Annotated in this window: 23 protein-coding genes; 4 read left to right on the top strand and 19 right to left on the bottom strand. The window is 65.1% G+C overall.

What is annotated here, in order from left to right; all coding sequences use genetic code 11:
- Positions 1–68: 68 nt before the first annotated feature.
- The 17 genes from NN4_RS39000 to NN4_RS38920 all read right to left on the bottom strand — a co-directional run bounded on the left by NN4_RS39000 (position 69) and on the right by NN4_RS38920 (position 13,698).
- On the bottom strand, positions 69–905 hold the full coding sequence (locus tag NN4_RS39000; protein WP_147141827.1) for a DUF5131 family protein: 837 nt from the start codon (positions 903–905) through the stop codon (positions 69–71).
- Positions 905–2,110 carry a helix-turn-helix domain-containing protein gene (locus NN4_RS45870; RefSeq protein WP_222595249.1) on the bottom strand — a complete coding sequence of 402 codons (1,206 nt, stop codon included), beginning with the start codon at positions 2,108–2,110 and terminating at the stop codon, positions 905–907. The genes NN4_RS39000 and NN4_RS45870 overlap by 1 nt, the downstream gene beginning before the upstream one ends.
- A 38-nt stretch (positions 2,111–2,148) precedes the next feature.
- Positions 2,149–3,180, bottom strand: a complete 1,032-nt coding sequence (locus NN4_RS38990; RefSeq protein ID WP_147141824.1) for a toprim domain-containing protein — start codon at positions 3,178–3,180, stop codon at positions 2,149–2,151.
- 6 nt (positions 3,181–3,186) lie between these two features.
- Positions 3,187–3,555, bottom strand: coding sequence for a hypothetical protein (locus NN4_RS38985; protein WP_147141822.1), 369 nt, complete (start codon positions 3,553–3,555; stop codon positions 3,187–3,189).
- 48 nt (positions 3,556–3,603) lie between these two features.
- A complete protein-coding gene (locus NN4_RS38980) occupies positions 3,604–4,428 on the bottom strand; it encodes a hypothetical protein (RefSeq protein ID WP_147141819.1) in 825 nt (274 codons plus the stop codon).
- Positions 4,429–4,432: 4 nt separating this feature from the next.
- Positions 4,433–4,780 (bottom strand): hypothetical protein, encoded by a 348-nt coding sequence (locus tag NN4_RS38975; RefSeq protein ID WP_147141816.1) that lies wholly within the window; start codon positions 4,778–4,780, stop codon positions 4,433–4,435.
- A gap of 1 nt (position 4,781) precedes the next feature.
- Positions 4,782–6,773, bottom strand: coding sequence for a coiled-coil domain-containing protein (locus NN4_RS38970; RefSeq protein WP_147141813.1), 1,992 nt, complete (start codon positions 6,771–6,773; stop codon positions 4,782–4,784).
- Between the two features lie 35 nt (positions 6,774–6,808).
- Positions 6,809–7,174, bottom strand: a complete 366-nt coding sequence (locus tag NN4_RS38965) for a hypothetical protein (RefSeq protein WP_147141810.1) — start codon at positions 7,172–7,174, stop codon at positions 6,809–6,811.
- Positions 7,175–7,180: 6 nt separating this feature from the next.
- Positions 7,181–7,816 (bottom strand): hypothetical protein, encoded by a 636-nt coding sequence (locus NN4_RS38960; protein ID WP_147141807.1) that lies wholly within the window; start codon positions 7,814–7,816, stop codon positions 7,181–7,183.
- A gap of 20 nt (positions 7,817–7,836) precedes the next feature.
- A complete protein-coding gene (locus NN4_RS38955) occupies positions 7,837–8,481 on the bottom strand; it encodes a hypothetical protein (protein ID WP_147141804.1) in 645 nt (214 codons plus the stop codon).
- A 35-nt stretch (positions 8,482–8,516) separates the two neighbouring features.
- Positions 8,517–10,529, bottom strand: coding sequence for a type IV secretory system conjugative DNA transfer family protein (locus tag NN4_RS38950; RefSeq protein WP_147141801.1), 2,013 nt, complete (start codon positions 10,527–10,529; stop codon positions 8,517–8,519).
- Complete coding sequence (locus NN4_RS38945; protein WP_147141798.1) at positions 10,526–11,644, bottom strand: helix-turn-helix domain-containing protein; 1,119 nt, start codon at positions 11,642–11,644, stop codon at positions 10,526–10,528. Before NN4_RS38945 ends, NN4_RS38950 begins: the two co-directional genes overlap by 4 nt.
- Positions 11,641–12,027, bottom strand: a complete 387-nt coding sequence (locus NN4_RS38940; protein ID WP_135232459.1) for a hypothetical protein — start codon at positions 12,025–12,027, stop codon at positions 11,641–11,643. Before NN4_RS38940 ends, NN4_RS38945 begins: the two co-directional genes overlap by 4 nt.
- Positions 12,024–12,338 (bottom strand): hypothetical protein, encoded by a 315-nt coding sequence (locus NN4_RS38935; protein WP_147141795.1) that lies wholly within the window; start codon positions 12,336–12,338, stop codon positions 12,024–12,026. The genes NN4_RS38940 and NN4_RS38935 overlap by 4 nt, the downstream gene beginning before the upstream one ends.
- Positions 12,335–12,628, bottom strand: a complete 294-nt coding sequence (locus NN4_RS38930; RefSeq protein ID WP_147141793.1) for a hypothetical protein — start codon at positions 12,626–12,628, stop codon at positions 12,335–12,337. Before NN4_RS38930 ends, NN4_RS38935 begins: the two co-directional genes overlap by 4 nt.
- 38 nt (positions 12,629–12,666) lie before the next feature.
- Complete coding sequence (locus NN4_RS38925) at positions 12,667–13,158, bottom strand: hypothetical protein (RefSeq protein ID WP_147141791.1); 492 nt, start codon at positions 13,156–13,158, stop codon at positions 12,667–12,669.
- Positions 13,159–13,464: 306 nt separating this feature from the next.
- On the bottom strand, positions 13,465–13,698 hold the full coding sequence (locus NN4_RS38920; RefSeq protein ID WP_167768795.1) for a helix-turn-helix domain-containing protein: 234 nt from the start codon (positions 13,696–13,698) through the stop codon (positions 13,465–13,467).
- 187 nt (positions 13,699–13,885) lie between these two features.
- Between NN4_RS38920 and NN4_RS38915 the strand changes: the two genes are divergently transcribed.
- The 3 genes from NN4_RS38915 (at position 13,886) to NN4_RS38905 (ending at position 16,280) form a co-directional block, all read left to right on the top strand.
- Entirely contained in the window at positions 13,886–14,746 is an 861-nt protein-coding gene (locus tag NN4_RS38915; protein ID WP_147141788.1) for a DUF5919 domain-containing protein, read from the top strand.
- Positions 14,743–15,543 carry an inositol monophosphatase family protein gene (locus NN4_RS38910; protein WP_147141786.1) on the top strand — a complete coding sequence of 267 codons (801 nt, stop codon included), beginning with the start codon at positions 14,743–14,745 and terminating at the stop codon, positions 15,541–15,543. Before NN4_RS38915 ends, NN4_RS38910 begins: the two co-directional genes overlap by 4 nt.
- A gap of 113 nt (positions 15,544–15,656) precedes the next feature.
- On the top strand, positions 15,657–16,280 hold the full coding sequence (locus tag NN4_RS38905) for a P-loop nucleotide/nucleoside kinase family protein (protein ID WP_147141783.1): 624 nt from the start codon (positions 15,657–15,659) through the stop codon (positions 16,278–16,280).
- Between the two features lie 226 nt (positions 16,281–16,506).
- Here NN4_RS38905 and NN4_RS38900 read toward each other — a convergent pair whose 3' ends face one another.
- Positions 16,507–17,580, bottom strand: coding sequence for a Mu transposase domain-containing protein (locus NN4_RS38900; RefSeq protein WP_147141780.1), 1,074 nt, complete (start codon positions 17,578–17,580; stop codon positions 16,507–16,509).
- Positions 17,541–17,888, bottom strand: a complete 348-nt coding sequence (locus NN4_RS38895; RefSeq protein ID WP_222595248.1) for a PadR family transcriptional regulator — start codon at positions 17,886–17,888, stop codon at positions 17,541–17,543. The genes NN4_RS38900 and NN4_RS38895 overlap by 40 nt, the downstream gene beginning before the upstream one ends.
- Before the next feature lie 103 nt (positions 17,889–17,991).
- On the opposite strand from NN4_RS38895, the gene NN4_RS38890 reads away from it, so the two are divergent.
- The gene (locus NN4_RS38890; protein ID WP_147141778.1) at positions 17,992–18,180 is read left to right on the top strand and encodes a hypothetical protein; all 189 of its coding nucleotides are present in this window, start codon (positions 17,992–17,994) and stop codon (positions 18,178–18,180) included.
- Positions 18,181–18,243: the final 63 nt, after the last annotated feature.

The raw sequence follows: 18,243 nt of genomic DNA, 5'->3' as shown, positions 1-18,243 counted from the left end.
CACTCAGCGCACGAAAAGGCCCGCCTGGCGGGTGCCTGGCGGGCTCGGATTCGGGGCTGGTGGGGTGGTCAGGTGGTGGGCATCTGGTTCCAGATCTGGCCGTCGAGGGTGCGGCCGTGTTGTTTGGGTGTTCGTCCGCCCCATTGTTTGAAGAAGAACGGCACGCCGGCGTCGACGCATTGGTCGCGCAGGTCGCGCACCCAGGCCGTGTGTATCTCGCGGGCGCCGGGGCCGGACTCGCCGCCGGCGATCACCCAGTCCACTGTCGGATTCGGTCGCCAGCTCGAACACGGACCGCCACAACCGCATTCGTAGCGGTCGGCGTCGTCGGGGCGACGGCACCCGCACCCGCCAGGGCACTCGTTCGGGAACAGATGCGCGTCCAGGTCGATCGCTCCCAGCAGGGGCTCGCACGACAGGAACCGCACCTTCGCGGGCACGGCCCGCAGGTAGGTGATCCGTTCGATTGTGGTCTGGTCCTCGACGGAGACGCCGACCCACAGGTTCGGCGGAAACTCCAAGCCCCGCTCGGCCATTCGCCGCATCCGTATCGGCCGTTTGGTCAGCACCTGGTAGGTGTGCTGCGGTGTCGCGGCGATCACCGCGAAGACGTCCCGCACGAAACTCTCCGGAACGCGGGCGTGGAACAAGTCCGACATGGAGTTGACGAACACCAGCCGCGGGGTACGCCAGCGCGCCGGAATGTCCAGCGCGGCAGGATGGATGGTCACCCCGAAGCCGGGGCCGGAGGTGCGCGGGTCGCCGTCGCGCTGATACTTCGCCACACCCATCGCCTTCAACCGCCGCGCCATCGCCAGCGCGTAGCAGTTGTCGCAGCCCGCGCTGATCTGGTCGCAACCCGTGACCGGGTTCCAGGTGACCTCGGTCCACTCGATCCCGGTCATCACGCACCACCTCCGACAGCAACGGTGCCCGAGTCGGCTGAATGTTCGGTGATCGAGAGTTCTGTGTCCTCGACCAGTTCGGCATCGATCACCTCACCCGGTTCGTCCACGGGTTTGGGGGCGGTGCGCAGCCCGCCGCGCCGAACTCGGGCCAGGTTGCGCACCGGCACCGGTGCGCTCGGTGTATCCGCTGGTGCGTGGCGCTCGTGTGGTGCGTCGGCCGGTGCGTTCTCGGTGCGGCCGAGGACACGCAGCACCGTGGTGTGGGCGACGCCGATGAGTGGTCCGATCTGTCGTGCCGACATCCCCCGGGCGGTGAGTTCGTGGATCAGCTCGTCCCGATCGGCAGGCACCGGCTGCACCGCGTTCGACTTCCCAGGTTGGGGTATTGGTGCCGACGGGTGCTGATCAGGTGCGATGCCCGCTTCGGCCTGCTCGCTGCGCGGGCGGATGGTTCGGATCGGTGGACGGCGGCGCGGGGTGCGGCGCGCGTGTGGAACGCGCCGGTGCGTGCGCGTCACACTCATCGGCGGTGGTGGTGCGTCAGTCGGCCTGGGTGCACCGCCTGGCGCAGTGGCTGCCGTGCCCGGTGCGTCGGGTGGTGCGTCGGCGGTGCGTGTGCCTTCGCTCAGGGCAGAGTCTGACTGTTCACACGGCAGTTGCGCACCGCCCGGAACCGGTTCGGCCTGCTGGCCGGTAGGTGCGGCGGGGTGGTGGTGTTCGCGCAGGATCATGTGTGCGAGTGCGGCGCCCATGCCGAGCACGGCGACGGGAAGGCAGGCGACGAGCACGGTGACCGGCCACGGCGCGACGGTCACGTCCGCGGCTTGCATGAGGTGGTACGCGATCTGCCCGACCGCGCCCAGGATGAGGCTGCCGAACGCTGACCACTTCGCGTAACCGCGGGTTCGGTCCGAACGGACACGGCCCGACAACCACACCGACAACGCGTAGGAGGCGTACGCCTCCATCCCGATCGGCAACGTGATCGCGGTGTTGATCGTGAAGTTGTCAGCGATGCCGGGCAGCGGCTGGACCGGCCCAAACCCGGTCAGCTCACCCAGCCCGACCCAGCCGGACCAGATCGCGACGAACGCCGGCAGCGCCAGCAACAGCACCGGCCACGCTCGCATCGACCGGGTCGAAACCTGACCATCGGGTTGCTGCTTGTCTGTCGTCGCCTGCGCGCCGGGAATCTTCGTCATCGTCATATTGGTTGTGTCCCTTCGGTTGTCATGTGGGTTCAGCGGCTACGAGTCCGCGCCCGGCTCATGGCCGGGGCGCGAAATCTGTCCTGCTGCTGCGGGCGTGGTCGGTCGAGGTAGGGCACGGGGTCGAGTTCGCCCAGTTCGTATCCGGCGTCGAGGTGGTCGGCGAGGTCTTTGCCGCCGCGGGCCTGCATCACCCGCACCTCCCCCACACGCCCAGCCAAGGTGTCGGCGACTTTGGCGGCGTGGCGGTAGCCGGGCCGGTCGCGGTCGGCGACCACAATGACCCGTGCCGCGCCGGCCAGCCAGCGCGCGTGCTCAGGAGTCCACGATCCGGCGCCTCCGACATTGCAGGTCGCGATCTGCCCGGCCAGGTTCGCTCGTTGGACGTCTTTTTCGCCCTCGCAGACATAGATCTCGCGTCCGGTGTCGAGGGCTTCCCGGATGTCGGACAGCTGGAACGGGATCGGCGCGAAACCGGCGTCCTCCCAGCGGGTTCCGGTCCAGTGCCGTTGGTAGAACGACTTTTTGATGCCGTGCTCGTGCGGGGTGTGCACCCGGACCACCGCCCCCTCGACGTGTCCGTCGGGCCACCGGTAGACATACGCGTCGACCTTCTCCGGGGCACCGGTCTGCACACCCAGATTCGGTTTGCTCAGGATCGGGAACCGGGCAGCCAGGATCGCCTTCTCCACCGGCGACACCACATCGCTGGCCCGCCGGGTTTCCCCGCCACTACCGGTGGCGGGGTTGGCGCGGCGGCGTTCGGGTAGCCGGTCGAACATGTCCCGCACACCCAACGGCCGGTTTTCGGTCGGATGCGATAACCGCTGCAGGACTTTCTCGTCGTCGCAGGTGGCCCAGCACCGCACGATCGTCTTGGCCTGCTGCGGGTCATAGCGCACACCCAAGCTCGGTGTGTGTGGTCGCCCGTCGCCCTCGTGGACCGGGCACAGGAAGTTGGTCCACCGCAACGGATCACCGCTGCCGTGACCCGGTCCCATCGTTCGTTTGAGCGCGGTAGTGATGAGCTGATACGACGGCCCAGTTGGTTGTTGGGGTTTCATCGCCGCTCACCGATACCTCGGTGAGCGTTCGCGCTGGCGGGCCCGTTGGGCCTCGGTCACGTCGCGGGCTTGGAGCTGGCTGCGGTACTGGGTGTCGGTCATCCCGTCGTGGTTGCCGCTGGCGCGGTCGTAGCTGACTCCGTCGAGGAACCGGCGCATGGTTTGCGGGTTACGCCGCCAATCCTCGAAGGCGTCGTTGAGGTAGTGCCAGTGTTCGGCGTGTGGGCCGGTCTGCCAGCGGTGGTCAATTCTGTCGATGGCGTCGTGGGCCTTGTTGTAATCGGCTTGGCTGACTTCCGATGGCTCGGTGGCCCGCCACAATTCGACGCACTCGGTGAACTCGGTGCGCATCGCTTCTTCGTGTTCGCGTTCCATGTCAGTGGCTTCCTTTCGTTGTGGGGCAAGTGCGGGGGTACGCGCCGCTCAACGCCCCCGCTGGATCGGGCGGCGCCGGACGGGCACACCGAGGTCGTGCACGCCGTATCCGGGGCCAGGTGCTCGCGGTGGTGAGGAGGGCGCTTGTACGGCCCAGCCGGTCTCCGGGCGTGGTCGGCGAGTCCGGCGCCAGTAGGAGGGGTCCGGACGGGATTTCGGGTCGTCGATGGCGTCTTCGTCCCACTGCCACGACCGTGCCCAGCCGTGGGCGCGCCCGTAGTCGCGTGCCCGCTGAGACGGTCCGGGCGTGAGCTGGCGGCGGGTGAACAGCTCGGCGACCTCACGGTGCCGGCGGGCGGTGATAGGCCGGTCGGTGTGCATGAGCGGGCCGAGGTTGGTGCGGGTCATGCCGAGATCGCGGGCCAGTGCGGCTTGCGGCCAGCCATCGGCGACCAGCGCCCGCAGCCGACGCTGCGCCCCTACCGAGGCCACCAAGGCGCGGTCGGCGGCCACCTCCACCGCCGATTCCGGTACCGGCACCGCCAAGATCCGCTGCGCGGTGGTGTGGGAAACCCACTGTGGCGGTGCCGAATCCGTGCCACCGTGCAGCAGGTGTCCCAGCACCGACCGGTGCAGACCGGCCAGCTCGACGAGCCGACGCTGGCTCAGGCCGGCCTCACCCAGTCGGGCGACGTGCTCACGTACCGGCTCGGCGGGCGCCCGGTCCGGCTCCCAGCGACCATAAGCTTTGTTGCGCTGGCGGGTTCGCTCGTAGCAAGCCCCGCACAGCCCGCGACGCAACGGTGGTTTCGTCCGTTCGCACCGCCCGCACGCCTTTCCGGCGGTGCTCGCTCGCGCAGGTCGAGATGCCATGGCTTCACCGCCCTCGCTCGATCTCGGACCGCGGTGTCGCGGTGGTGAGGATGCGGGCCTGCTCGATGCTGCGCCGCTGCACCGCATCCAACCCACCACCTGGCGTACCGAGTGAGTGCCGAAGCGCCTGCCGGACGGCATCGGGTTCGCATTCCCATTGGCTGCGAACAGCTTTCAGGAACTCCCACTGCTCGCGGTGCGGGCCGAAGTGCCAGCCCTGATCGATCGCGGCGCCCTCGGTGTAGAGGCGGTTGATATCTGCCTCGCTCGCCTGCGGGTGATACGCCCTGCGGGTGAGGCGATCGAGTTCGGTGAACGCCTCCCGCATCGCTTCCTCGTGTTCGCGTTCCATCTCACCGGCCCCGCTCGATACCGTTGCGGCGCTTGCCGTTACGCTCACTGCCCTCGCCGCTGCTTGACGGCTGGTTGCGCTGGTTGTCGGCGGCGTTGGTGAGCCATTCGCGGGCGAACTCACGCAACTTCGGCTCGTCGTAGATATCGCCGTGGACCTTGGCGAAGTCGGCCGACATCTGCTCGACGATCGCCTCGTCGAACACCTTGCGTGCGGCGAAGTCCGCATCGGTCAGCCCGTCCTCGCCGGCCGGTGTCTCCCGTGACCAGCGCTGGGTGTCGCCGAGCTTGTCGAACTCGACGCGTTCGCGGCTGCCGTAGCGCTGCTGGACGGGGGTGCGCTGGGCGAGTTTGGTGACCGCTTCGTCACGTTCACGCTGGTAGCGATCCCGTTCCGCAGCAACAGCATCGGCGCCGGGCCGGTCGCGCAGTTCGCCGATCTCGGCGGCCAGTCGCTGGTTGCGGTTCTTGAGTGCTTCGATCTGGCCTTCGGCGTTAGTCAGTTTGCGGCGCATCTCATCTCGGTCGGCCGTAACCGCGTCCAAACCACGCTGCAGAACCTCGACCCGGGAACCGAGCCGGTCACGGTCGGCGGAAATCTCTGTGAGCTGACGTTCGATATCGGCGAACCGCTGCTGCTCGGCGTCACTGTCCTCGGTGCTCGCGACAGGCCCGGTGCTCTGGACAATCGGTGCGGAGGTATCGCGCCGCGCATGTTGCTGGCTGCGCACGGACGCATGTTCGACGCGTTGGGGCTGGTCGATATCGGCGAACCGGCCACGGCGGTCTCGCCATTGGGTGATCTCGTCGGCGACTTCGGCGGCGGTTCCGCTGGCGATGTACTCCGGGAGGTGCTGGTTTTTCGTCCACGTGGCCGCCGAAATCGTTGTGCCTGGCTCGATCTCGAGTCCTCGCACGGTCTCGTGTGCCCACCGGGCGGCATGCTCGCGGTCGGGATGATCCCCACGCAGCATCGATACCTCATCCGCGCGCGAGGTCCCGGGTTTGTGGTAGCGGACAGTGCTCTCGAACCGTGGCATGATCACCCCGGTGTCCAGCGTGTCCGCCTGAGCCTGACGGGTGCGCTGCTGGTCAGCATGACGGTGTCGACGGTGGTAGTCGCGTGCCTCGGTGATCTCGTCGGTGACCATCCCGATCCGGCCTGACACCACCTCCGGCTGTGTCCGGTCGGTACCGGCCTCACGGACGAACACAGCGAACTCCTCGCCGTGCCAGTGCGGGTCACGGGAGAACCGATCGAGCTGTTCCAGGGTCCAGTCGTAGGCCTGCTCCCGGTCTGCGAACCAACGGTGCCGCGGCCAATCCGATAGCGATACCTGCTGTTCCCGCAATTGGTCGTCTTCGTAGCCGAACAACTCGAACGGCCCCACATGCGCCGACACCGGTTTCACCGTTTCCTGCTCCCAGGTCGGCCCGAACTCACGCTGAGTGGTGGTCCGCACCGGCAACGGGCGTTCAACGCCGATGGCGTCGCGGACGCGGGCGACCTGGGCGCGGTAGCGCAGGGCCTCGATCCCTTTGACCTTGTGGGCGCGGTTGAACAGTCGGCCTGGCTCGAACTGCGGGAACGTGGTCGCCGCGTCCAAACCGTCGAGGGCGATACCCTGTTCGGTAGGGGTCAAGCGAGCGTTCTCGATGATCTTCGAGCGCAGGTAGTCCGCGTGCTCAGCCAGGACCTTGGCGTCACGGTAGCGGCGTTCGTGGTCGATGTTCGGGTTGAGTGCGCGGTCGGCGACAGTCGCGGCGTGCACGCGGTAGCGGTCGACCATCTGCTGGGTCCAGTCCAGTTGATGATCGCGGGTGGCCTGTTCGGTGCGGCGCTGCTCACGCAAGGCCGAACTGATCTGCTTGCGGATGCGGCGCTTCTCCAGCCAGCTGCCGGCCTGGGCGTGCAAGCGCAGCATCTGCTGAAACGAGCGACCGAACTTCACGGCTTCGGCGACAAGTTCATCTTCGGGGCTGCGGTCAGTCATGACAGGTATTCCTTTCGGGGATAAGGGATTTCGGGCTATCGGGTGCGGCGACGGCGCTGTCGAGCCAGTTGCCGTTCGCGGTGCTGGTCGGCGGTGTCGGTGAGCTTCAACCGGCTCGCGTATCGGCCGCTTGTGGTGCTGAGCCATTCGGCCGCGGCTTGCAATTCGCAGTCGGTGAGCTGTAAGCCGTGAAGGACCCGGGCGTTGGCCTCGGCGGGTTCGATCGGTTCGCCGAGGTTGTCCACCGCCAGCGAGTCCGGGGATTGCCCCAGCTCGCGGTAGCGCATCAGCGTCCGGGTCAGGTCCGCGCGCAACACCTCGATGCGGTCCTGGAGTCCGGCCATGTCCCGGTACAGGTCCGACGGGATAGGCAGAACGGCGTCGGAGTCGTTGTCAGGCATCGCGGTTCACCACCGTCCGGTCTCGGGATCGACATCGATGTCGACCTGGTCGGGTCCGGCGAAATCCGGATATGGAAACGAGCCATACGCCGCTACTGGACTGGGCGGCTCGTCGGTCACAAACGGCCGGTTGCGTGCTGTGTTGATCCGGTCGGCCGCAATGTCGAGCCGAAGCAGATCCGCGCGCGAGGCTGTCGAGCGTGCCTGCCAGTGGTTGCGGCGCTTGAACTCGAGGTGCAGGGCTTCGCGGTGCGGATACACCAGGTGGCAGTCGGCGTGGCGGTAGGACTGCTCGGCGTGCTCGATCTCAGCCACCAGCGCGGTCAGATTCAGTTCGCCGGGACTGGTGACGGGATCGCCGAGTAGCAGATCCGGGTTGAAGCCCGCGGCGATCTCGGCGTCGCGCTCGGCCTGCTTCTGCTTGTCCTCGGCTGCTAAGGCGCTGTAGCGCTTGTCGCGGGCCTGCTTCTCCGCGGTCAGCCGGTCCAGCTCGGCACGCTCGGCGGGGGTGAGCTGGCGCCGGGCTAGGTGCCCGGCGACGGTATCCCAGGGCTGGTATTCCACCCAGCAGATCAGGGCGGCGAAGACGCTCACCCCGACGGCAAGGCCGAGCGCTATGGGTCGAATGTCATTGCTGTTCACGAGGATTGGTTCCTTTCTAGTTAGACCGACGGAGAAGCCGGTGAGGTCCGGGCGGTCTCGTGGCGCCGACGAGCGGTGTCGACGCGGTCGACGAGCCCGCGCACGAGGGCGGCGATAGTGGTGATGACGACTGCGAGCACGGCGCCGATACCGTGGGCGCTCGCGGCCAGGATTTGACCGGCCGAGGGGCGTAGCGCGGCGTTCCACCACAGGTAGCCCAGCCAGCCCGCTCCGTAGACGGCCAGCGGGCCGCCCACGATCAGCGGTTCACCCCAGCCCGCGACCACCACGGCGGTGACCACAAAGGCAGTGCCGCCGGCCGCGCCGCGCACGACCCGTCGCCGCGCGGTGCGGGCTGCGGTGACGGCGTCGGCGACGGTCAACGGCTCGTCCCAGTCCGTGGTCACGGCCTTGTCGTCGGGGGTGGTGATCAGGCGCAGGTTCGGTCGCGCAGGTGGCGGCGCGGGGGTGGGGTCGTCGGGGTTCTCCGGTGGCGGGACTTTGGCGACGACATCGGCGAGGTAGTCGGCGAACTCGGCGGCGAGGATGTCGCGGATCTGGGTCGGCTCGCCCGGCTCTGGCAGCTCGGCCGGATCACGGCTGGGCTGTCCGGGGGTCTCGTCGTCGTTGTGGTCGTCGTGATTGTGTTCGCGGCGGTTACGCATAAGGGTTGCCTTTCAACAAATTTCGGATAAGAGGTTCAGGCGACAGCGGTGTCGCCGGAGATGAGCGGCTTGCCCGCGGAATCAGCGGCGGTGGCGGCGGGGGTGCCCGGCATCGGGGTCAGCGGGTGATCGGCGACGCGTACGACGTGGGTCCAGTCGGCGCGGCGCCCGCGGGCGTAGACGAATTCGCCGGTCTCGAGCTGGCGGCACACATCCGGATCGACGAGCCATTTCTCCCCCACCGAGACCTGGCCTTCGTCGCCGTGACGCTGGCCCTTGATCAGGTGACGGCTTGGCAGCATCGAGCGCAGGGAGCCGACGTGCTTGCACAGGTCTCCGGCGTTCTCGTTGTAGCCGAGGATCAACCCGCCCGCGCACGCCTTGAGCAGCCGGTTCAGGCTCCACGCGTCCGCGGCCAGACCTTCCTGGGATTGCGCGGCGAACAGCAACGCCACCCCTTGGGAGCGGCCACGCTCACACACGTCGGTGAGCCCGATCGTGCCCTTGGCCGTGGTGAGTGCCGAGATTTCGTCGATGATCAGCGTCACCGAACGGCGCTGGTCTTTGGCGGTGCGTCCGGCGCGCTGCATCACCATCCGCAGGATCGCCGCGACCTGGGCGCGGGCGGCGTCCTTGTCCAAGCCCGGGACGGTCACATACAGCACGTCGAGGTCGTCGAGGTCGCGGCCGCCGTCGAAAACCATGCGCCCGTTCTGGTCTTGGAGCAGCTCGAACAAGTTGCTGGCCTTGATCAGCGCGTCGTCGAGTTGGGGGACCTTCTCCTCCTGCATCGCGTCGAGCATCCGCTTGACGTTGGCGTCGCCACCCCAGGCGTCCAGCAGCACCGACTTGTCGAGGCGTGCAAGGAATTCCGCAGAGGAGCGCGGCGGCCCGACCGGTGCCCCGCACACCAGCGACACGATGCGGCGGCGCATCTCGTCGAAGTGCTGGCCTTCGCTGGTGGTGGCTTCCCCTGCGTTGAGCAGATCACCGACCGCGGCCCGCTGATCCCGGGCGGAGTTGCCCGCCCACATCTCCAGCCGGTCGCCACCCGGCACCACGACCGCGATGCGGTGGGGCTCGATTCCCTTGCGCAGGGCGATTTCCCGGATCTCGCGGCCGAGTTCGACATCGTCGAGCCCGCCCTTGCACGAGATGATCACCTGCAACGGACGCCGGTACTTGTTCCGCATACCGGGGACGTCTTTCCAGCGCTGCCAGGCGGTCCACTCGTAGTCGAGCATCCCGGTGAAGTAGCGTTTGATCCCCTCGGTCTTGCCCGACCCGGTGGTGCCGACCCACGCGATATGGCGGCGGGCCTGCTTGTGCGGGATCACCATCCACTGCTGATGACGCGCGGCCAGATCCCGCCACAACCCCGGCGTCCTCGACGTCGTCGTCCGAACCAGCGGCCCCAGCACGATCCCTTCGCTGGTGGTGTAGGGGGCGCCCTGTTGTGCGGTCCTCGCGGCGCGGGCGAACTCCCGCGCCAGCATCGCCTCGCTGACGCGTTCGGTACGACCGAGGTTCTTCAACCCGACCGTGCGGACCTTGTGCACAAACCGCGCCCGCACATACGTCGCGGTCAACGCCGCGAACGGCACACCAAGCGCCAGCATCATCCGGACACCGGCCCAATCCCCGTCCGCGACGCGCTCGGCACCGGACCACAACAACGACAACGGGGTCGTCCACGACCCGCCGGCCGCCACCGACGCCGCGGGCAACAGCAAGGCCGCGATGGCGAAGTTCCGCAACCGATGCACCGTCAAGGGCCAGTAGGTGGCGACGGCCACGATCATGACCAGCATCGCGACCACGACCATCCCGCACACCACCGCTGTCTCGGCGTTGTGGATGAGACCGCTCGGGTCCGGTGGGTCGATACGGTCGAGTTGCTTGATCGGCGGCTTGACCGGATGCACCTCGATCGGGGCCGGTACTTGATCGACCGGCACCGGGGCCGGTGTCGAGGGTGCGGCGCTCGCGGTGCCGAGTGGATCGCAGTCGGTCGGGGTGAGGACGGGTCGGCAGTTCGGGTTACTCATGACGCTTCCCTGGAAGAGAGGTGAATGATGGTGCGGCGGCGGCGATTCGAGCTCGCGGCTTTGGCGGCTTCGCGGCGCGCGGCGTAGTCGGTGAGGAACTTGCGCCATCTCTGGTCGAAGTCGCGGACCAGCAGATCCAGCGCCAGCGCCTCACCGAATTCGCTGGCGGGCAGACGGTCGTAGGCGGCGTTTACGTTGTCGATCACCGCCGAGGTCCGGCACAGATACAGCACCCCGACCATCGACTCCTCGGTGGCGTCGCGGGCGGCTCGGATCGCGCCTTTCAGCGCGATATCCATGTGCTCGGGGTCTTTCTTCGACAGCTCCACTTCCAGGGCCCACCAGCCGTAGGTGCCTTCCACCACGCCCAGGAACCGGCCGTCGTGTACGTGCGGATGACCCAGCAACGGTGTACGGCCCGAAGACAACAGCGGCTCACCGGATTTGGTCTTGCCGTTCGTGCCGGCGGTCTTGCCGATGCGGTGGCGCAACACCCGCTCGGGCACCCACAACGCGCGATCGGCGCCGACCAGCATCACTCGCGCTTGAGCCACGGCCCGGTAATGCTCAGCCAAGCCCAACGGCGGATACCAGTCGGCTGGACGCCATCCCAGGTAGCGGGCCGCGGTCACCCGCGTAGGGACCACCCACTTCTCCCCGGCCTGCACCTGCGCGGGCTTGTGGATCAAGCCTTCCTTGTGCAGCTGCTTGACCAGGCTCAGCACGTGGTTGCGTTCCATGCCCAGAAACCAGCCCAGCACATCGCGCTGCATCCCGTGCATGTCCGAAATAGCCGCCAGCACAGCAGTTTTCCGCGCGGTCGACTGCGGTTGTGCAGCACCGGCGATGTCGTGGACGGTGCTGCGTGGCAACCCCACCCGCACAGCGATCTCGCTCAGACTGACCCCGCGCCCGTGCAGAGCGCTGATCTCTCCGAGCGTCGCTTCGACCCGCCGCGCCCGGATATCCAAGGTGCGGGCGATCTCCTGATAGCCCAAACCGTGGGCGCGCAGCCCAGTGATGATCTGATCGGCGTACTCCAGTTCCAGTGCCGGATACCGGTCCAGTCCGGCCCGTGTGGCGGCCCTGGTGTGGCTGCTTCTGTTGTGGTTCATCGGCTTCGCTCCCTTCCACTGCGCGGGGCTTCGCGGGCGGCGCGCTGGGCGGCGATATCGGCGCGGGCTTGCTCGATCACCTCGCGCATATCGGTCGCGTCGATCCCGCGGCGCTCACACGCATCCACCGACCGCGTCCAGCGCGCGATTTTCAGCGACTCCAGTTGCGCCGCAGAGGGTTCCTGCTTCGGCCGTACCTCGCGCGAGTCGTACAGATATGCCTGCCGCCAGCCCGCCCCGCGCACCTGCGCCTCGTACTCACCGACCGGCCGCTTGTTCTCCGCGTCCAGCTGCCGCCACGTCCGCAAATGCTGCGGCGCCATCCCCCACGGCCACGTCGGCAACCCGTGCCGCTCCCCGTCCGGATCAAGAAACCTGCTCATCGCGAACGCTCGATCCGGCGAGATGGCCGCTCGGATTCGGTCCGAGCGTCGGCACGGATCTCATCCGCGCTCGCCTTCCCGTAGGCGGCTTCGAGGTAGCGGCTCCATACACCGCTGGCCTCCTCGTCCACCGATGTCCGAGCAGGTTTGACCTGCTCGAGTTTGGCGAACTCGGTCGCCGAGTCGGCGAAGTCCTTGTGCTCCATCGACGCCCACGCGGCCCCGCCGATATCAACCAGCACACTGTCGACTTGCACCAGCCGCATGTATTCGGCGTACAGCCGGTATTCGTCGCTGTCCGGGGCGTTCATCGCGCCACCCCCGGCACCTGCGAGCTCGGGACGCACGAGCCCGGATGTTCAACCGGCACACCAGCATTGGCCGACCGGCAGATACTCGGCGTTGGCGTGTACTGCTTGTAGTCCACCCACGCCGCGGTGCAACCACCCATCGCGATCAGCAACAGCAACCCGAAAGCGGCCAACCGCAGCACCGGTGGCAACAAACCCAGCGGCGCGTACACCGCACCCACACCGGTGAACTCCGGGCCGGCCATCGAATGCAACGGCGTATGACCACGCCCGCGGTCGACATAGGTCACGTGCTGCACCTGGGGCGGCGTGTCACGCCAATCCGCGCTCACCGCGACCGCCCCCGATCAACCCGAGACCGGTCGGCCAGCTCACGCGTCCGCGCACGAGCGAACTCCGAGGACACCGGAACAGCTGCACCACAACGAATCTCCGCACAGTCACCGGCGCCGTAAAATCCACTCGCCCCCGGGCCGTAAACGGACTCGCAGCGCTCGATCTGACCGGCGGCCCGCTCCTGCTGCGGGTACTCCCGCACCAGAGCAGCGGTCTCGCGGGCAGCGTCGAGCCACGTCGCTACGCCGCTGTCTCTCGTCGCGTAGTCCAGGCGGGATGCCGTCGCCTCGATATTCACCGACCCGAACTGCCGCTCACCGGCCGGAGCCGGGTAGAAGTCGAACCGGCTCGCCTGCGGCTGCATCGCCTTGTATCTCGCACGCAGCGCCGACGCCCGCTGACGCAACTGCTCCTGCTCGCGGATGATCGCATCCAACTCAGCCAGCAAATTCGCCGGATCATGCAAAGGCTCGTGCGTGCTCATCGCCGAACCCCCCACCGACGACTCCAACGCCACAACGCCAGCGCACCGAGCACCATCACCGTGAACCCGACCACCGCTGGATGAGTCAGTACCAAGAACCCCACCGCCACGACGGCGACGGAAAACCCAAACGTCTTGGCGCGCATCATGCAGCCCGCTTCGTCTGCGAGGCTGCACCGAGGACCGCTGCGAGCTTCGCTCGGGTTACCGCGGAAAGGGGTGGCGCCTGAGCGACCAGCTTGGCTACGTAATGTGCGATACGGTCAGAATCGCCGCTGGTGTCAACGGGCCTCTCAGCATTCGCATTCATGCCGCACCACCGGAATCAGATGGAACGACTGGCCGAGCGAGCGCTATCACCTCGTGACTGCTGACTCGCCACATATTGCCGTTCAACTTGTAGCCCCGAAGATGCCCGGCGGCGATCCACATACGGATCGTCTTCTGGTCGACGTCGACGAGCGCCGCCGCAGTCTTCAAGCTGATGAGCCCGCGTCCGCTGCGAACCTCGATGGGCAGGGACTGATCGTTTGCGTCCACTGATCCAACTCCTCTGGGTGGAAAAATCCGGAAAACTTGCTCACCCAGGGTGTTTTTTCAGGAAGTCTCATCTCGCCGCCGCCGATGTCTCGGCTTGAGCAGCAATGTCGCAAATAGTCTCTTCTGTGTCTCATCTGCGTGATAGAGTGCTGTCAACACATCAGATCTCGTGGCAAGGCAGGCGACCATGAGCACCGTTCTGAAAGCACTTCTTCAGCAGCGTCACCTTCAAAGCGTCTCGGCGTTCAATCGCGAATACGACCGACTCGCAAAGAAGCTCGACGCCGACCTGATCGGCCACGGTCCGAAAAAGGCACAGTTTTATCGATGGCTTTCAGGCGATATATCGAGCCTGCCCTATCCGGACCATTGCAGGATCCTTCAGGCGATGTTTCCCGACTGGACGATTGCAGAACTCTTTCAGACATTCACCGGCTCCGTTGGCGAACTTCATCCCTCCCAAATTGCCGCCACCGCGAGTGCGCCGGAGAGTGCACAACGCGATTTGGCCGATGTCGAAGCGGTGTACCCGACCCGGCTCGAGTACCTGAGAGCAATGCCCCCACAAGAACTGTTCAAAACAGCTCACACGATCGATATGGCGGGGCTATCGCTCAACATGCTGTGCCAGCAGTACGCAGACAGTGACATTTTGCGACTTCTGGAGAATGGGACCGTGATCCGGTGCCTCTTTTTGGACCCGGAGGGTACAGCAATTCGAGCCCGCGAGGTCGAAGAGGCACATGATTCAGGACTACTCACCAACCTCACGGACACCAATATACGTACCCTTGAGCGGGTGTGCCGACGAATAAGGCCAGAAACTCCCGGATCGCTGACTATCCGAGTTTACGACCAGCCTGTCAGATTCAATATCACAATAGTCGATTCGGAAATCTGCGTTATGCAGCCGTATCTTCCGATGGCAAGAGGTGTCGATTCGCCTACCTTTGTATCCAAGAAATCAGGAAAGGCGGGAATTTTCGATACATTCGCAGACGTATTCGAGAGCATGTGGGCGAGCGCCAAGGCAAGGAGTTGCGAATGACCTGCCTCAAAGAACTTTTGAAAGTCGCCGATGACGCAGCCCGGGTCGGCAGTGCACTTCTGCACAGCGCTGCGCCAGGACGAATAACCGCCAAAGAGGACCGCGACTTTGTGACCGATCTCGACCTAGAAATCCAAGAGAGTGTTTTCCAGCGACTTTCCGAGAGCACGCCGCTTTTTGATTTCTTAGGCGAGGAGCAGCAGAGCGGACAGAACACCGATGACACAGAGGCTACGTACCAGTGGATACTGGACCCCATTGATGGGACATCCAACTTCATTCATGGCATTCAGCTTTGCGCGGTTTCCCTAGCACTTACATTCGAAGACGTTCCAGTCGTTGCTGTCATCCATGCACCATTTCTCGGACTGGAGTATCACGCATATACCGATGGCGGCGCGTTCTGCAACGGAGCACGTATAAAGACGAGCGGCACAACGGATCTCCGGAATTCCATCATATCGATCGGCGACTACGCGGTCGGGCGGGATGCCGCTGCAAAAAATCGACGGCGCCTCGCCGTTACCGCAGCACTGGCTGAACATGTCGAGAGAATCCGGATGTTCGGCTCGGCCGCACTCGACCTTGCTTGGGTCGCAGAAGGCCGGATCGATGGGTGCGTTCTGCTGTCGAACAAGCCGTGGGACACGGCGGCCGGCGTGTTGATCGCGCGCGAAAGTGGTGCCGTCGTGGCTGATTCCGACGGCAGCGACCATGCCCTCGGCTCGGCACACACCATCGCCGCCAACCCAACGATCGCTCCAGATCTGCTTGACCTCATCGCAGCCACGGCATAGCGGACCGCCCCCTGGTTGGCCGCCGAGCCACCCCGCCTGGGAGACTGGCAGGGACGGATTCCTGCATTCGGTTGAATGAGAGCTACACCCTCGTTCGCGCCTAGGGAGAATTGATGAGTGCGACAGCCCGATCAGCTGGGCAGCAACCTTCGGCCTTCGAACATTCGTTCGTTGCCCAACTGGACCGAATCGGGACAAGAATGGCAGGTGTCACGATCATTTGCGGTTTTCCTGCAACCGGCAAGTCGTCGGCGGCCCGCTATCTTGCTCGCCATGCCGACGCCATCGTTCTCGACAAAGACGCATTCGCGCCCGCGCTCGAGGAATCGGTGATGACCGAATTAATCGGGAATCCGTACGATAGGGACAGTGAAACCTATATGCGGGTAGTCAACCCACACATCTACAGCGCGCTGGTCAGCGAGGCGCTGACGATCGGTCAGCGAATCCCGGTCCTGGTAGATGCTCCGTTCATCGGTTACATCCGCATCGCCGCCGAGAAGCAAATATCGCTCGCGGACTACGTCAAGTCGTTGGTCAATTTCTCTCCGCCTTCAGTCCAAACCGTCTGGGTGTCAACTGTTCCAGATCGCATCCGCGAGCGCATGGAAAGCCGCGGAGCGGCGAGAGATGCCGGCAAGCTGGCCGATTGGGCGACGTACAAGGCGGACGTCTTGGACTCAGGAATCGAGGATTCTGCCAAGGCAGTCGTCGACCACGTCGTATACAACTCCTGATGAGGGGGCGTAGAACGACTTGTTCTTCGACGGTGAGGCTACTCCGCTTCGGATTCGACCCTCTTGACATCGATCAACAGGCATGGTTGACCCATTTACACCCAGGCACCTCAACAAGGCAGTCCGTTGATGAATTCTACTGCTGCACAACCGCTTGAGGCATTTGGGCCATCGGGCTGACGCAGTCACGTCCGCGTCGTGGATCGGCAGCGATCCATGCGTCCGCTCATCGCGCGCCGGAAGCGGCCGCAGATTTGACGGTGCCAGGTGCCGACACAGTGGATTTCCGATACTTTCGCGGACGAACAGCGATGATCATACCGTTGTGGTAGATGTTTACGTAAGCGCCTTCGACAGAAACGGTGACCCGCTTGCCGCGATACTTGCGTCCGAGCGATATCCTCTGTTTATTGAACTTAACGTCACCGGTCTTATTGACCTTGCATCGTTGACGATATCGCTCACTACAGAGCGGGGGATCGCGTCGGTCTTCTGCGGCATCCGTCCCGTGCTTTTCAAACGCCGACGAGCGGTAGCGGTCGAGCCGGGCCGCACGAGCTTCAGTCACAGCCTCGGCGAACGCATCGGAATGCAGCTCAACTACGCCACTTGCGAGCCTACGTCCAATACGAAGGCGAAGGAGATCGTCGGCAGAAAGTAGACCCGAGAGGTACTCCCAATCTGAGAAACCGATCGAGCGCGCGCTCCCCGCAGGTATAAATCTAGATTTCGGATATTCAAATCGCACACCACATTTGTAGCAACGATACTTGGGCAGCCGTGTCTGATGATTCTCGAAACTACGCGAATTACATCGCGGACAATGCGGATGTATACCATGGTCGGGCAGCGCCTGGGCTACCGCGATACCACGCAAACCCTCGTAGTCCCGCACAACGACCAAGTCGCCATGCCCAATTTCGCGGTGCCCAGGAATGCGCCAGACGCCATCGGGCATGGACAATTGATCAGCATCCTGGCCGATATCTATCAGCCAAGTTCGCCGGTGGGTCGACGAAGGAAGGCTGGCAGTCGCCCGCATCTGCTGACGAGCGGCTGCCCGAAGCGTAAAGGCCTGAGCGGGGGCACCTCGCAGGATACGGATCGCGGGCACAAGCGTAGGGATTCCGGCTCGTGCGTATTCATACAGCTCTGAGCGCCATTCAGCACGCCAGCGACTCCGCGACTCCACAGGCAGGAGCCACACTGCGATATCGATAAGCCCATAGGCCGCCCGCGGCGAGCCGGGGCGAGTAGCCATCATGCGGTCCCCCAGTTCGGCTTGGCTGCTGATCGCCAACTCGCCCTCTGTACGGCGTTCAGGCGTCGCTGCATCTCGGCAACTTCGTCACGCGCTGCTGCGGTCCCATCTCGCGTGAGCTGGTAGAACCGTCGGCGGCGCCGCCCCTCCGCAGACTCGTCGATATCCTCCCACTGACTAGTGACCCATCCGGCCGTTTCGAGTCGAGTCAAGATGGGATAAATGCTTCCAGTAGGCAGTCCGGACTGCTCCGAGATTTTCAGCCCGTAGTGTTCGTCGGCCGGCCGCTCCAGTAGCGCCTGCAACACCTGCAGCGTCTGCACAGTCATCCGCACTTTACCCGGCATGAGAGACAGTCTACACTGCCAATGCTGTAACTCTATATAGGTCTGATCTGGGTCGATGCCGTGTCAGCTGTGCAAAGCGACGGCCGAAGGAGTGGTCAATCCGATGAAGAGCAATCCGGTGGTACTGGCGTTGTCGCTTTCCCTTATCACTGCCATCGGTGTCATCTGCGGCATGCTGGCGGGGTTTCTCAGCTGGATCGGTGGTACCTCGCCAGCGCACGCGGTTCTGCGCGGCGGGGCAGCGTTCGGAGGGGCTGTAGGTTTGGGTGTCGGACTACTCGCCGCGCTCTAGAAGGTCGGGCAGATGCGCCGGGTGACCTGCTATTTGTTCTTCGACGGTGAGGCTACTCCGCTT

Source organism: Nocardia ninae NBRC 108245, assembly GCF_007990755.1.
In the GTDB taxonomy this organism is placed as follows: Bacteria; Actinomycetota; Actinomycetes; order Mycobacteriales; family Mycobacteriaceae; genus Nocardia; species Nocardia ninae.
This window is presented reverse-complemented; position numbering and strand designations above follow the sequence as displayed.